Annotated in this window: 13 protein-coding genes; 9 read left to right on the forward strand and 4 right to left on the reverse strand. The window is 54.7% G+C overall.

Features of this window, described 5'->3' with window-relative positions; all coding sequences use genetic code 11:
- Positions 1 to 3: 3 nt before the first annotated feature.
- Both RE6C_RS02735 and RE6C_RS02740 read right to left on the reverse strand, forming a co-directional pair.
- Positions 4 to 1,377 (reverse strand): NAD-dependent succinate-semialdehyde dehydrogenase, encoded by a 1,374-nt coding sequence (locus RE6C_RS02735; RefSeq protein WP_008653634.1) that lies wholly within the window; start codon positions 1,375 to 1,377, stop codon positions 4 to 6.
- Between the two features lie 77 nt (positions 1,378 to 1,454).
- The gene (locus RE6C_RS02740) at positions 1,455 to 2,234 is read right to left on the reverse strand and encodes an SDR family NAD(P)-dependent oxidoreductase (RefSeq protein ID WP_008653636.1); all 780 of its coding nucleotides are present in this window, start codon (positions 2,232 to 2,234) and stop codon (positions 1,455 to 1,457) included.
- A gap of 293 nt (positions 2,235 to 2,527) precedes the next feature.
- Here RE6C_RS02740 and RE6C_RS02745 point away from each other — a divergent pair, with 293 nt between their 5' ends.
- Both RE6C_RS02745 and sugE read left to right on the forward strand, forming a co-directional pair.
- A complete protein-coding gene (locus tag RE6C_RS02745; protein ID WP_008653637.1) occupies positions 2,528 to 3,226 on the forward strand; it encodes a hypothetical protein in 699 nt (232 codons plus the stop codon).
- A 106-nt stretch (positions 3,227 to 3,332) separates the two neighbouring features.
- A complete protein-coding gene (sugE, locus tag RE6C_RS02750; protein ID WP_315852339.1) occupies positions 3,333 to 3,746 on the forward strand; it encodes a quaternary ammonium compound efflux SMR transporter SugE in 414 nt (137 codons plus the stop codon).
- A 72-nt stretch (positions 3,747 to 3,818) separates the two neighbouring features.
- Here the strand turns inward: sugE and RE6C_RS02755 are convergent, their stop codons facing one another.
- Entirely contained in the window at positions 3,819 to 4,277 is a 459-nt protein-coding gene (locus tag RE6C_RS02755) for a DUF1569 domain-containing protein (protein ID WP_261340107.1), read from the reverse strand.
- A gap of 429 nt (positions 4,278 to 4,706) precedes the next feature.
- Here RE6C_RS02755 and RE6C_RS02760 point away from each other — a divergent pair, with 429 nt between their 5' ends.
- Together RE6C_RS02760 and RE6C_RS02765 are read left to right on the forward strand one after the other, a co-directional pair.
- Positions 4,707 to 6,509, forward strand: coding sequence for an efflux RND transporter periplasmic adaptor subunit (locus tag RE6C_RS02760; RefSeq protein WP_039961018.1), 1,803 nt, complete (start codon positions 4,707 to 4,709; stop codon positions 6,507 to 6,509).
- Positions 6,506 to 9,853, forward strand: coding sequence for an efflux RND transporter permease subunit (locus RE6C_RS02765; protein ID WP_008653647.1), 3,348 nt, complete (start codon positions 6,506 to 6,508; stop codon positions 9,851 to 9,853). The genes RE6C_RS02760 and RE6C_RS02765 overlap by 4 nt, the downstream gene beginning before the upstream one ends.
- Positions 9,854 to 9,865: 12 nt before the next feature.
- Here RE6C_RS02765 and RE6C_RS02770 read toward each other — a convergent pair whose 3' ends face one another.
- Complete coding sequence (locus tag RE6C_RS02770) at positions 9,866 to 10,489, reverse strand: HD domain-containing protein (protein WP_008653648.1); 624 nt, start codon at positions 10,487 to 10,489, stop codon at positions 9,866 to 9,868.
- A 111-nt stretch (positions 10,490 to 10,600) separates the two neighbouring features.
- On the opposite strand from RE6C_RS02770, the gene RE6C_RS02775 reads away from it, so the two are divergent.
- The 5 genes from RE6C_RS02775 to RE6C_RS02795 form a co-directional block, all read left to right on the forward strand.
- Positions 10,601 to 11,452, forward strand: coding sequence for a PhzF family phenazine biosynthesis protein (locus RE6C_RS02775; RefSeq protein WP_008653651.1), 852 nt, complete (start codon positions 10,601 to 10,603; stop codon positions 11,450 to 11,452).
- Positions 11,449 to 11,931, forward strand: coding sequence for a GNAT family N-acetyltransferase (locus RE6C_RS02780; RefSeq protein WP_039961019.1), 483 nt, complete (start codon positions 11,449 to 11,451; stop codon positions 11,929 to 11,931). Before RE6C_RS02775 ends, RE6C_RS02780 begins: the two co-directional genes overlap by 4 nt.
- A 254-nt stretch (positions 11,932 to 12,185) precedes the next feature.
- Positions 12,186 to 12,644, forward strand: a complete 459-nt coding sequence (locus RE6C_RS02785; RefSeq protein WP_008653655.1) for a MarR family winged helix-turn-helix transcriptional regulator — start codon at positions 12,186 to 12,188, stop codon at positions 12,642 to 12,644.
- Positions 12,645 to 12,814: 170 nt separating this feature from the next.
- Positions 12,815 to 13,534, forward strand: coding sequence for a sigma-70 family RNA polymerase sigma factor (locus RE6C_RS02790; RefSeq protein ID WP_008653656.1), 720 nt, complete (start codon positions 12,815 to 12,817; stop codon positions 13,532 to 13,534).
- A gap of 63 nt (positions 13,535 to 13,597) precedes the next feature.
- Positions 13,598 to 15,149: serine/threonine protein kinase (locus tag RE6C_RS02795; protein WP_008653657.1), on the forward strand; the 1,552-nt coding region annotated here is incomplete at its 3' end.

Below are 15,149 nucleotides of genomic sequence, written 5' to 3' on the forward strand. Positions count from 1 at the left end.
GATTTATTCCTTGTCTCCCAAGTGAATGAGTTTCTTGTTAACAAACTCCAAGATGCCCAGGTGCGAAAGTTCGCGACCGTAGCCGGAGTTCTTGATGCCGCCGAAAGGCAGTTCAGCTTGTGAGCTGGTGGGTTGGTTCAGGAACATCATTCCCGTCTCAACTCTTTCAGCGACGCGACGTCCTCGCTGGATGTCCTTTGTGTAGACCGACCCGCCCAATCCGTAAGACGAGTGGTTGGCCAGTTCGATTGCCGCGGCTTCATCATCGACGACGTAAACTGTTGCAACTGGTCCGAATAATTCTTGGTCGAACGTTGGGTTGTCCGGCGTCACGTCTGTCAAAATGGTCGGGTTGAAGAAGGCTCCATCTCGATCCGGGCGATCTCCACCGATCACGACGGTTGCACCTCCGTCAATGGATGATTGAACCTGCTCTTGTAACTTGACCGCGGCGTCTTCGGTCGAGAGCGGTGAAAGTGTGGTTTCCTCATCCATTGGATCGCCCAGCTTCAATTCCTGAAGCTTCTCTTTGAAACCTTTTATGAACTGGTCCGCGACATCTTTCACAACGATGAAGCGTTTGGACGCCACGCAGGACTGACCGGCGTTGACCATCCGGCCCTTCACGGCCTGCTCGATCACGAGGTCCATGTCAGCGTCTTCGAGGACGATGAACGGATCGTTGCCGCCCAGTTCGAGAACGCTTCGTTTGAGGTTTTTGCCCGCCTGAGCAGCAACCGCGCGGCCGGCTGGTTCACTGCCCGTCAGCGAAACGCCCTGGACTCGCGAATCGGAGATGATCGAATCGACGAAGTCAGATGGGATGAACAGGTTCTGATAGACGCCGTTTGGCAACCCGCAGTCGTTGTAAAGTTCTTCGATGGCAGACGCACACTGCGGAACGTTGCTGGCGTGTTTTACCATGACGGTGTTGCCCGCCATGATGTTTGGTGTCGCAAAGCGAACGACTTGGTAGAACGGGAAGTTCCATGGCATCACGCCCATCAACACACCAATGGGTTCGTAGTGCAAGTAGGCGTTGGCGTCGACGCGTTCCATCGGAGTGTCGGCGAGGAATTCTTCTGCACCATTGGCATAGAACTCGGCGATGTCAGCGCAATATTCGATTTCATACTGGGCCTCCGAAATTCGTTTGCCCATGTCGAGTGTGATCATCCGGGCGTACTCGTCGGAGTCCGCTCGCAAGAGTTCGGCGAATTTGAGAATGCATTTCTTTCGCTCCTCAAATGAGGTACTGCGCCACTCTTGGAATGCCTTGTGGGCAGTCTCGATGGCTTGCATCGCATCATCTTTGTGAAGCGGTTCGAATTCGCGAATGGTTTCGTTTGTGGCTGGGTTGACGCTGGTAATGGACATGAAAAGATCCTTTCAGAAGGAGTTGGATTGCAGCGATGGTCGATCGCTGAAGTGGAATTCGCGGGTTGGGAAGCAGGTCATGCACTCTGCATTTTTCCAACCAACTTCCGGGTCGCGAAACGAGGCAGGAAGCCCGCCGAAGTCACCATCAAGCGGTTTTTCCAGCCGGGTATGACGACGTCTTCGTTCTTCAGGTAGCCTTCGTAGCCGGCAAGAGCGACGGCTTCCGCGGTCATCGCGGTGGACGAGAATACGTCCAGTTTTCCCATCCCGGAATCTTCTCCGAACCCGGTTTCCGTCGGCCCCGGTTCGAGACAGGTGACGTGCAAGTCCGTGCCTGCCAACTCTTCTCGCAGTGCCTCGGTGAACGAAAGCACGTATGCTTTGGTGGCGTAGTACACGGCCATATTGGGGCCGGCCTGGTACGCTGCGATGGAACCGACGTTGAGGATGCCGCCACGGTTTTGCTGCAACATGCTCGGTAGCAATTGACGGGTCAAACGCGTCAACGCGACCACATTGACCATCACCATGTCGGTCTGGCGATCGGCGGAAAGTTCCGAGAACTTGCCAAGTGCACCGAAGCCGGCGTTGTTAACAAGCGTGTTGATCGTGATGGACTGCTGAGTCAGTTCTTCGCACAGTTCGTCGACCGACTCGGGACGCGAAAGATCGCTGGTGATCACGGTAGCGGACCGACCTGATTGGGATTCGATCTCGGTCGCCAATTCGCGGAGTTTGTCTTCACTGCGAGCGACCACGACGACGTCGTTTCCACCATTTGCGAAATGGATCGCTAGTTCTCGCCCGATACCCGATGAGGCCCCAGTGATGAGTGCGGTGTTGTGTTGAGTCATCGATGGGTGTCCATTTAGGAAACGAAAAGAAAAGGGCTGAGCATCTGTTTTTCAACTGGAACGGCATGATTGGTCGTCCGCAGGTGTGACGACACGTGTCGAGTCGAGACGCAGTGCAGGTCAGACCCTCGCATATGCCATGCCAAGAAGTTGGCGCTCGACACAAGCTAACTTGATTCGTCTAATCGAGACCGGAGTTTCGCGTGGCATAGGAAGTGCAATCACCCAAGCGTGGGGCAAATTGGAAATCGAGCCGATCGGGCTTTCTACTCTTCAAGCGAACTTTTGTGACTATGAATTGGCTGACGCATCAATGGATTCTCGCGGGCATGGTTTCTTCCGCCGCGCGATTCGTTCCCATCCCATTTGTGGACGACGTGATTCGAGGTCAATGCCGACGATACGTGGTGACGCGGACGCTGGAGGCACATGAACGGACTGATTCGCTTAAAGAACTTCGTGCTTACTATGCGGATGACTCAGGATGCATCGCCGGGTGTTTGGGCATGTTGGCGAAGGCACCGGTCAAGCTGTTGCTGTTTCCGATCCGAAAGATCGTGGCCATCCTGACTTCGGTGCGCGGCGTTCCGATGGAGATCATTCGAATGGTGCTGCTGGGGCGAACGCTCGATCGCTTGTTGAAGGAAGGAACCATCCATGCCGGACCGGTGAAGCCCCAGCAAGTCTTGGCGATGCGAGAAGCATTTGAAGAAGCCTTCGCAAGAATGGATTTTCGCGTTGTTCGAGCGGCAATGTCAGACGCGCTGTCTGGAGTGAGCGGATGGAAGGAGTCCGCGATGGATTTGGCAGCCAACGTTGCCGGTCGTGAGAATCAAGCTCAACCCGCCGGCGATCTTCAGGCGGACGCGAATATGGAAGCGGGAGCCAAACAAGTGGAAGAGGTCTTGGACCGTCCCGAGTTGGTTGCCGTGTTCGCTGAGTTCGACGAACGTTTTGACGAGGCGTATTCAACCAAAGCGATCGACGCCTGATCCATGCGACGCTCTGGCTTGAACAATAGAGCTCGGCCTTGCCCAAAAGTTTTGTGCGGACATACTGAGCGATTCGCCGATTTTTCAGACTGCTTGGTTGGTCTTGTTGCGATCGGCCTTTGATGATGGCGGATTGCTTGAAGGAAAAATGATGGCTTGGGGTTACTTGTTGATCGCCGGTTTGCTTGAAATCGGTTGGGCGGTTGGATTGAAGTACACCGATGGATTTTCGCGACCCATGCCGACGGTGATCACCATCGTGATCATGATTGCAAGTTTCTTCACGCTCTCATTGGCGTTGCGTGAGATACCGCTTGGAACCGGCTATGCCGTTTGGACCGGAATCGGTGCGGTGGGTACCGCGACCGCCGGCATGATTTTGTTTGGCGAATCCAAAGATGCGATTCGGTTGGCATGCATCGCGGTGATTGTGGCCGGGATCGTCGGGCTGAAGCTGGCCTCATCAAGTGGGGCGGGCATCGAAGCTTCAGAAACCGTGAATTCATCCACTGAAAGCTGAGGCTTATTGGGTCAATATTCGCACGCTCCAAGCGTCGAAGCGTTTGACCCATTCGCCGTCGAGATTGACCGCTCATTCGTTGGGTTTTAGGAATCTCAAATGATGGGCGGCGTGCAAGGTGTGGATCTCTTCGATCTCGCTTCGGCTCATTCTTCCAAATGCCGGGTGTGGTGCGTATTCGCCCGAGTGGGCTCGAAAGCGATCGACGCTGCGAGCGAATGCGTCGACTTCTTCCGCGTCATCGGTTTCGTCCGGCGGGACAAACATCGACGACGTTCGGATTCCGCGAGGTGAGTCGGGACGCCGAAGTTTGGGAAGCAAAAATTTCCTCATCGCCGGACGCAAGAAGGCGAACAAGGACATCCAGGCCGGGTAGCCATCCACGCTTGGGTTTTGGACCAGCGTGAGATGTCGGCAGATCTGTCCGAGCGACCAATTGCCACAGGGAACATAGCTAGTGTGAAGAAGCGATCGAGCCTCTCGCACCGCGTCGTCTAGGTCTTCGAACTGCAATGTTCTGAGGTCTGACACAATCCAGCCGTCCTTTTTATGATTCGTTTATCGTTCCTCGCTCGATAGAAGAACACACATTGGCCTTATCGTAACCATATGGGGCGTCTCATCACTCCTCTTCATGGCGGCCAATTGTCACGCTCAGTGGTAGTCGGACTCACGATGGCCTGATCAAGGTTCTGTCCCGAAAGTAAATTTTATCGCGGCGGATCGCAATTGGATTTGATCATCGAGGCTAGACGCGCAAGAGACTTTGGAGGTGTTTGTTAATGGGGCGACGATTTTCTTTCTTTGAAAGCTTCGTCCCTCCACAATGGTGCCCCCTATTGGCGCGATCGTAGCTATGCCAACTGCTAATACTTGGTACAAACCGCGATGTGCATCCTGTTGGGGTATCTCGATTGGAGTATCTCGCGGCGCTTCGCTCTTTTCTGACAGTATGAATCTATGACTGATCGTCCTACATATCCATCGAGGCTGGTCCCTCGCTTTGCGGTTCTCATTGGGCTTGTCTCCGTCGCCGGATGTGCACCCGAGGAAGAGGTCAAATTCGAAAAGGCACCTCGACCCGTCGAAGTGATGACGCTGACCCGGTCTGTACCTGTTTCGTCGTACACCGCATCCGGCAGCGTGCAGTCATGGAAGACCGAGGACATTGGGTTCGAAGTCGGTGGGAAGGTTTCGTGGGTTTTGGAACCAGGTGAAAACATTGATGGGCGGGTCATCGATGTGGACGGGAAGATGGTCCAACATGGAACGCCACTCGCCCAGATCGAACCGGAACGCTATGAGATTGCCGTCGAGTCTGCCGAAGCCGATTTAGAAGTCGCGATGCTGAACAAGGAGAGCATCGAGATCCGATTGAAGGATTCTTTGCCAGCGGAAATGGAGTCCGCGCGTGCCAACTTGGCTCTCGCCGAGATGGAGTTTTCACGCATCGAAAATTTGAAGCAACAAAACGCAGCTTCCAAAAGCGAATACGACCAAGCACGAAATCTGGTGCAGACGAGGTTGGCTGCGTTGAGTGGATTGCTGGCCACCGAGAAACAGACTCGGGCTGAACTGAAGTCGGCGGAGTCGCAAATTCGACGTGCGAAACAAACTCTTCGCGACGCGGAACGCGATTTGGAACACACGACCTTGTACGGTTCCTATCAAGGTCAGATTTCAGGCGTGAATGTTGTTCCAGGCAGCGTTGTCAACGCGGGCGATCCAGTGTTGACGTTGCAGATGACCAACCCGATCAAGGTGGAAGTGGAACTGTCGGCGAAGCAATCTCGGTCGATGCGACGCCGCCATCAGTTGCCAACCACTTACTCGTTGCCCGATGGCACCGAGCAACACACCAACGGTTTTGTCTACAACGTTGACGCGAGTGCAGACCCCGACACTCGAACATTCACGATGACGATGTTGCTGTTGAACGAACGTCTGCGGGATCCATTGCCAGGTGACCTGCCCGAGGACAAAGTGGCCCGTTCCGAAGACCTGTGGCCGCTGCGACTCAACCGCATGATGGGCACGTCGGACGAGGTCGTGTTGGTGGAGGAAGAGTCCATTCACCACGATGACCAAGGTGCGTACATCTACCTCGTGACCAACAGCAAACTGCGAGAACGCCTGCCGGATGTTGTGAAGGTGCGACGGCAAAGGTTGGTTGAAAACGAACTCAATATCCCATTCTTAGGAAATTGGGTTTTTCGAAGCGTTCAGATGTTGGACGACAAAGGGGAACCTTTCGATGTCGATTTGGACTCGCTTTACGTCGGCAGTTTCGTGGGGGATCCAAACGCCGATGCACCGAAAGCGACTGGCGGTGGGACGCCTCCGGAGAATTGGGACGGTGAATCCGTCGTTTTGGATCCGGGATCGGAATGGATGCTGCGTCCGGGAGAACTGGTTTCCGTGGATCTGGCCGACCAAAACGAGACGAAAGGATTCTTTGTTCCGTTCGATGCCATCGATGAAGAAGCCGGTCAAGCGTTCTTGTATGTGGTGAAGGACAACCGAGCTTCCAAGGTCGCCGTCGACGTCGTTTCGCGTGACAACTTGGACCTCGGTTCGATGATTGAGATTCAATCGCCAGAGTTGAACGAAGGCATGTTGGTGGTCGTTCGAGGCGTGCACTTCCTGAACGACGGAGAGAAAGTGCGGAAGGTGGGCGCGGCCCGACGCCTGGATGAACTGGAAGAAGGGCATTTGCCTGGAAACCCGATGCCACCGATGGTGGTCCAGGGAGCCGCAGAATGAACTTGCCCAGTTTGGCGGTGAAGTACCGTCCGATCGTATTCTCGTTGGCGATTTTGGCGATGGCATGGGGGGCGATGACGTATGTCACCATTCCTCGAAGAGAAGATCCCGAATTCACCATTCGCGTATGTGTCGTTTCAACTTCTTGGCCAGGAGCCCCCGCCGAAACGGTGGAGGAATTGGTGACGGACAAGATCGAACAAAACTTGACCAGTATTGAAGAGGTTAAGCTGACCCGATCCACCACGCTGACCGGTCAATCCACCGTGTTCGTCGAGTTGGAAGACGACATCGCACCGGCCGACATTCAAAACGTGTGGGATAAAGTTCGTGCCCGAGTGGATTTGGTCGCGATGCCCGCCGACCACGTGCGACCGATCGTCAACGATGAGTTCGGCGATACCGCGGTGTTGTTGCTGGGGATTCACCAGACTCCATCGAAGGGTCGAGCGGAGATCCGTCCGCAAGATCGCTACACGCTGCGGCAGTTGGAGGAGCACGCGGAAGATGTTCAAGACGCGTTGAGGTTGTTGCCCGGCATCGCGAAAGTCGACATGTTCGGTCAGCGATCCGAAGCGATCTTCATCGAAACGGACCTGTCCAATTGGGCTCAGTTGGAACTGACGACCAGCCAACTGGAGTCATTGGCCGATGATCGAAACATCATTCAGGCTGGCGGTGAGTTGGACACCGACACAGGGCACTTTTCAGTCAAGACCGAAGGCGAATTCAACGCGGTCGATGAGATCACTCAAATCGCCAGCACGGTGAGAACCAGTCGAGGTGACAACAGTGTTTCTTTGGCTGAGCTTGGATTGACGGTCACGCGTGACTACGAAGACCCGGCAAACTACATCTGCCGAGTTGGCGACGCAGAAGGCAGCACACCCGCCGTGATGCTGGGAATCACGATGAAGTCCGGTTCGAACATCATCGACGTTTGCGAAGCGGCAAAGCATCGTGTCTGGGAAATGGCTGAGGTGGAACAGTTGCTGCCTCCAGACATCGGCGTGACCGCCGTTTCCGATCAAAGCGAAAGCGTCGCGAAAAAAATCCGAGATGTGATCATCAACGTGGTCGAAGCCGTGTTGATCGTTGTTGTTGTGGTTTACTTGGTCGTTGGGTTTCGCACTTCATTCGTGATGGCTGCGAACATTCCGATCGTTGTGGTGGTCACAGTCGGTTTGATTTCGTTGTTTGGTGTTCAGCTCGAACAAATCTCGCTCGCCGCGATGATCATTTCTTTGGGACTGTTGGTCGACAATGCGGTGCAAGTGTGTGACCAAGCAAGGTCGAATCAGATGGCGGGTATGGAGCCATTTCCCGCCGCGATTGAAGGAGCGAACACGCTCGCGATTCCCATGTTGGTTGGCACGTTGACGACGATGGCCGCTTTCGTGCCAATGTTGTTCAGCCTGGAAGGTGGCGGCAAGGAATACGTCTACAGTTTGCCGGTCACGGTCTCGACAACACTCGCACTCAGTTGGGTGTTGGCGATGTCGTTGTGCGTGATCTTGGCGGGGATGTTCATCAGGGCTCCCAAGGGAGAGCAAACAGGTTCGCCCGTCGTTGCAACCTGGAATCGCATTTCGCGTTGGTGGCCACGACGAAAACGCCGTTCCGCACCAGCGTCTGAACCAACGCCAGCCAACACGGCAAAGAACAAGCAAGAGAATCTCGCCTTCCGCGTTTATGGATGGCTGGGCGGTTTGGCGGTGAGGTTCAAATGGCTGACCGCGATCGCCACGCTTTGCCTGATGATCGGAATTTTGACGCTGCCGGTGAGTTCGGAATTCTTCCCGGACGCGGATGGGACTCAGTTCGCCGTGAAGGTGATGCTGCCCGAAACCGCAACGATCGACCAAACCGATCAAGTCACACGTCAGGTGGAAACGATTCTGCAACGTCTGGGAACTGAGAATTTGCCTGAGAATGGATTTTCCAAACCACCGCTTCGTGTGTATCGATCGCTTGTGGGAGGTGGTGGATCACGTTGGCATCTCGGTTGGGATCCAGAACCCAAGTCGAGATCGTTTGCTGAGATTTTAGTCCGTACGACGGACGCATCGGTGACCAAACAATTCGCACAACGCGTTCGAGAAATTGCCGAACGGGGTGATGAAGCTTTGGGGATCGAACCGATCGTCGGTGCCCGTATTGTGCCGGTTCGATTGGCGTTGGGGCCTCCGGCTGATCCGTTGGTCTTTCGGATCTCCGGTAACGGTTTCGCCAATCCAGCTGTGCTGCGTGAAACGGCGGACAAATTGAAACAGCTCGTTACGGAACAGTCCGAAACCTGGGACGTTTCTGATTCCTGGGGAGTCGACGGGTATCAGATTCAGGTCGACGTGGAACAGGATCGTGCTGTTTTGGCTGGCGTCACGAATTCGCAGATCGCTCGAACTTTGAATTCCTACTATTCCGGTTTGCAACTGACGACGTTCCGAGAAGGCGACCACGAAGTGCCCGTCTATTTCCGGTTGAAGGCCAGCGAACGTGAATCGGTTCGTGGTCTACAGGAAGCGTACGTGGAGGGTGACCGTGGAAAGGTGCCACTTGCGTCGCTGGCGGTTTTGAAGCCCACCCTGGAGATCGCCAAAATCGAACGACGGAAAATGAATCGGACGATCGAGGTCAGTTCTCAAATGGAACCGGGGGTCACGGGGAACGACGTGGTGTCTCGAGTTTTGAAATCGGACGAGATGCAGCGATTGAAAGATGAACTGCCAACCGGCTACTGGATTGAACCTGGTGGTTCTTACGAAGAGAGTGCCGAAGCTGGCGGGCAGATGATGATGTCGTTTGCGATTTCGTTTCTGCTGATCGTTCTTTGTTTGATCTTTCAGTACAACGGCTGGTCCAAGCCGCTGATCATTCTGTCGACGTTGCCATTGGCGTTGGTCGGTGCGTGGTTGGGTTTGTACTTGTCGGATAAATCGCTCGGATTCATGCCGCAATTGGGCATTTTGGCATTGTTCGGGATCGTGCTGAACACGGCGATCATCTTCGTCGAGTTCGCTGACCTTTTGATCGCCGAACGAGCTCGTGCCAAAAAGTCGTCCGGCGAAGCCAACGGTTCAATTGTCGGTTTGACCAATGAAGAGTTTCGGGATTGCTTGATTGAATCAGGCAAACAACGAATGTTGCCAATCTTCCTCACCACCGCGACGACGGTCGGTGGTTTGGTGCCCTTGGCATTGAGCGGCGGACCACTGTGGGAAGGATTGGCGTGGTGCATGATCGTGGGATTGTTGCTGACCACCACCCTGACGTTGTTCATCGTGCCCGCGTTCTATGCGATCTTGGTGGAGACGTTCCGTGTTGTCCCGGTCAACGAATCTTGAGACGTTGCGATTTCAGTCAGCCATTTCGCTCATGAACTGATCCAGAAACGTTTTCATGAATTGTTCTCGGTCAGCAGCGATTTGGCGGGCAGGCTCGGTGTGCAACATCTCCCGAAGTCGGAATAGCTTTTGATAAAAGTGACCGGCACCGGTTTTGGGGCCATTCAGGTTGCTGGGGTCGTTTCCAGCGATGTGGAACGGCTGCCCAACCGTCGCACCGTATTCGATCGTTCGCACAATGCCGATCGCACCGAGTGCGTCGAGTCGGTCGGCATCCTGAACAATCTTGCCTTCGGCCGAGAGTTCTTCCGCCGTTTCATGTTTGCGAAACGAGAGGTTGTCGACGATGTGTGCGACGTGGTCGATTGTCGGCTGGTCCACACCTTCACCGGCCAGGATTTCGCGAGAGAACTCAGCGCTGCGTTCCTTGCCATCATGGAATTTTGCATCGCCGACGTCGTGCAATAGTGCGGCCAGTTCGACGATCGTGCGGTCGCCGCCAATCTGCTGTTGAATGTCACATGCGGTTCGATGGACTCGCCGGACATGATCGATTCCATGGCCGGCCTGTTGGTCTGCCATGCGTTGGTTCACAATGTCGGCGACACGACGAATGATTGTTTCTGAATGGTTCATTGCCGAATCGTACTCAGAAATCGAGTTGTTTCGCAGGTGGCGGTGAACCTCGGGTGGTTCTGCTGCCTCCTGACATGAATTGACCCAGTATCCGCAACGAAGAACGAGTTTATGGCAAACGCCGACATTTCGATTTGGCAGGTGGACGCCTTCACCAGCAAGCCGTTTGGCGGGAATCCAGCCGCGATTTGCATTTTGCCTGAGTACCCGAGTGACGAATGGATGCAAAAGCTCGCGGGAGAAATGAATTTGTCGGAAACGGCGTTTCTTGTTCCGACAGCCGACCGCTCCGCCTTTCGGTTGAGATGGTTCACGCCGAATGTTGAGGTGGATTTGTGCGGCCACGCGACCTTGGCGTCCGCTCACGTTTTGTGGGAACAAGAACTGGTCGAGAAAGACGCGGAGATTCGCTTTCAAACGCGGAGCGGTGAACTCGTTTGTTCACGAAGCGATCGAGGCATCACGCTAGATTTTCCTGCGTCGGATTACTCGCCGTTTGACGATGGAAAAGCGTCTTCGGCTCTGAAATCCGCTTTGGGGATCAACGAAGCGACCGTCTACCAAACCCGGTTTGATTTGATGGTGGTGGTGGAATCGCGCGGATCTGTAATGGAACTGCAGCCAAACTTTCATGCACTGAAGGATGTTCCAGTTCGCGGCGTCATCGTAACGGCACAGGACGATCGTAACGAGATCGATTTTGTTTCACGGTTCTTTGCACCGCAAAGCGGGATCGATGAAGACCCCGTGACGGGTTCCGCACATTGTTGCTTGGCACCGTATTGGTCGAAGCGATTGGGAATCAATCCGTTGGTCGGACACCAAGCTTCCCGACGTGGTGGAATGGTTCGATGCGAGGTCGACAAGGATCGAGTGTATCTGACGGGCGATGCAGTCACCGTTTTGGAGGGACGGCTGAAAATTTCGGTTGCTGCTTTGTCAGGTGAGGAAGCCAGATCGTGAAGCTGCGCCCATTTCATGTTGATGATGCGATGGATTGCTGGCGATTGTTTCGCGACACTGTTCATCGGGTGAATTGTCGTGACTATTCACTGGAACAATTGAATGCGTGGGCTCCGGACACGGTGGACCTGGAACGTTGGGCTCAACGATTTCAGGGGCGTGTTGCGGTGGTGGTGGAATCAGACGCTCGCCTGATTGGATTCGCCGACATGAGCCACGATGGGCACTTGGATCGATTGTTCGTATCCGCGGATCATCAGCGCCGCGGTGTTGCCAAATTGATGTGGCTGGAACTGCTCAGGCAGGTGGAGCGATTAGGAATTCGAACCGTTTCCATCGAGGCCAGCATCACGGCGAAACCATTTTTCGAGTCCGTTGGTTTTCGTGTGATCGAGTGTCAGCAGGTGGAGAGCCGTGGTGTCATTTTGACGAACTATCGCATGGAATGGCAGCGAGTCGGGACAAAGAATGCGGAGTGAGCTGAACCGATTGTCCGCAATGTCGTTATCACTGGAACCAGTCCTGGTTGGGGAGAACGATTCTCACGAGCGAGGGGAGAATCTTTGACGTTTTGAACGCATGTCGCCGATTCATAACCAATGTTGTTGACGTTGCTTGGATCTCCCGCGAACGAAGCAATTGGGGCACTGAAACAATTTCGACTGCGTGGACTGTAAAAGTGTGCGCCGTTATCGACGATTGCCCCAAGGAATGATTGATGACGCCGTCCTCTTTGCGCGAAGAGCTCAAGAAAAAAGGACCGTTCGAATCGCTCGAGCAAGAGGCGATGCTGGGAATTCTCCGGACCAGCGATTTGCTTGAGAATCGTTTGGCTCGTTTGCTGCGAACCTTCGGTCTGACTCCCTCGCAATACAACGCGATGCGGATCATGCGAGGTGAGAAGGTTCCGATGCCGTGTCTGGAAGTTGCTGATCGGATGATTCAGGTTTCGCCTGCGATCACTCGCGTGGTCGACCAATTGCTCCATCGAGGATTGATCCACAAGCAGCAATCCAACCAAGACCGCCGGGTCTTTTTGGTGGGGCTGACCGATGAAGGACTCACCCTGCTCGACAAATTGGATGAGCCCATCCAATCGTTGCATCGTGAATTGCTGGGGCATGTCTCGGCCGAGGATCTCCACTCGCTCAATCGGATTCTGCAAATTGCTCGCGAGCAGATATCGGGCTGATTTCGTCAGGGGAAGACCGATTGCCGTTGTGCGAGTTCGTTTTAGCCGCCAACGAACGGATTAGTTGCTATCGATGGGCTTGGTTGGTTTGATTCAACCGCTTTCCGCGTGGTCGTGCGAACCGCAGTCACGCCACGACGAGACGGTCTCTGATAAAGTCACTGAATTGAATGGCGGTTTTCAACCAAGACCGCAACTGGTTCCAAGGTGCGACGGTTATTGTCTCAAAATGGCAGCAACTTCTCGTCCCGCTGATTTTGAACGTCATGACCGAACGATCTCAAAAAGATGAAACCCAGACCCGCATTGTCAAGCTGATCGCTGATGCACGCTCAGGTGATCAAGAGGCCCTCGGCGAGTTGCTCGATAGTTACCGGAAATTTGTCAAGTTCCTGGCTCGCTCCGGTTTGCATCGTCACTTGCAAGGCAAAGCCGACCCGTCGGATTTGGCCCAAGAGGTTTGTATCGCCGCTCACGGAAACATGGCGGATTTTCGAGGCCAAACCCCGGAGGAATTTGCTGGGTGGTTGCGAGGCATTTTGTCGAACGTTTTGGCGATGCACTTGCGGAAGTACTTGGGGACTCAGAAGCGAGACCCTCGATTGGAGCAAAATCTGAATGCCAGTCTCGTCAACGCGTCTGGCTTTCTGCAATCGAAGATCGCTGCCGACGTGACATCGCCGAGTCAGCATTTCGCTCGCAACGAAGCATTCCTGCAATTGGCCGAGGCACTTGAATCTCTACCGGAACACTATCGCGAGGTCATCGTTCTGCGTCACGTGGAGGGGATGTCGTTCGCGGACGTGGCGAAGTCGATGGACAAAAGCGTCGACAGTGTTGAAAAACTGTGGGTCCGCGGGCTCGCGAAATTAAGAACGATCATGACCTGATAGCGATCCATCGGCCGAGTGTTGACCGATGTGATTGAGACCGACTGAAGAGCGGACGATCCAATGAACGACGGTGAAAACATGGCCACTTTCGATGAAACCAATGACAACGGCGTGGTCGCTGCGGTCAAGGATTACATGCGATTGCTGGAAGATGGCAAGGCTCCCTCGGTCGAAGACTTTCTGGCTGGTCATGCCAATATTGAAGAAGAACTGCGTCCCGCGCTCGAAGGCTTGGCCATGCTGCACGGTGCTGGGTCGCCCTCCGAACCTTCCACCACCGCCGTCGGGCCCGATGCGGAGTTCACGGCCAAACCGATCGGTGATTTTCAAATTGTCGGTGAGCTTGGCCGGGGAGGAATGGGCGTAGTCTACGAGGCTGTTCAGCTCTCTCTTGGTCGCAAGGTGGCCTTGAAAGTCCTGCCGTTTGCCAGCGGTTTGGACGAAGTGCGATTGCAGCGTTTCCGCAACGAAGCGCATGCGGCGGCGGCTTTGCACCACACCAACATCGTGCCTGTCTACGCCGTCGGCAGTGATCGTGGAGTGCACTACTACGCGATGCAGATGATCGAGGGACGCACGTTGGCGGATGTGATCAATGAGATGCGTCAGGAAAACAAGCAAGGGAAATCAAACGACACCCGGCCGATGCGTGACACGGTCGGTGCGGCGACGACTCGTTCGAACAACACGACGTCGATGGGCACCTCGATGGGACGACGACGGTACTACGAGTCGGCCGTTCGCATGGCACACGAAGCCGCGATCGCGATCGAGCACGCGCATCAGTACGGCGTCATCCACCGAGACATCAAACCGGGGAACTTGCTGATCGACGGTGCCGGCAAAGTGTGGGTGACCGATTTTGGTTTGGCACACATTGAATCCGACACCAACAACCTGACTCGGACCGGCGACCCGATGGGGACGTTGCGGTATGCTTCGCCCGAACAAGCGTCCGGCAACCGGATGATCTTGGATCATCGCACCGACGTTTATTCCTTTGGCGTGACACTTTACGAATTGCTGACCCTGCGACCCGCCATCGAAGGCGAAGGTTTTCGCGAATTGCTCAACGCGGTGATTGAGGTCGACCCGCCATCGCCGATGTCAATCGCACCGGATTTACCCGCTGAGTTGGACACAATCGTTCGCAAAGCCATCGCGAAGCAGCCGTCTGAACGCTACGCGACGATGAAGGCTCTCGCGGACGATTTGCAATGTTGGCTGGATGATAAACCGATCCAAGCCAAACCGCCGACGGCACTCGAACGGTTGGCCAAATGGCGTCGCCGCAACAGTGGATTGGTGGCGGCAGCCTTTGGAATGTTGTTGATCGCTTCGGTCGCTCTATTGGTGACGGCGTTGCTGGTTTGGGGAGAACAACGGCAAACCCAATTGGCTCTCGATCGCGAAACACAGCAACGGGAATTGGCTGAGGAAAGCTTTCGGCAAGCTCGTGCGGCTGTCGACGCTTTCAGTGAGCTGAGTGAAAGCGAATTGGCCTATCGAGCGGGGCTTCAGGATCTGCGTCGGACTTTCCTCGAGACATCCTTGTCGTTTTACCGTGACTTCTTGGAGCTGCGTGCTGACGATCCGGCTTTGAAAAGCGAAC

The organism is Rhodopirellula europaea 6C (assembly GCF_000338295.1).
In the GTDB taxonomy this organism is placed as follows: domain Bacteria; phylum Planctomycetota; class Planctomycetia; order Pirellulales; family Pirellulaceae; genus Rhodopirellula; species Rhodopirellula europaea.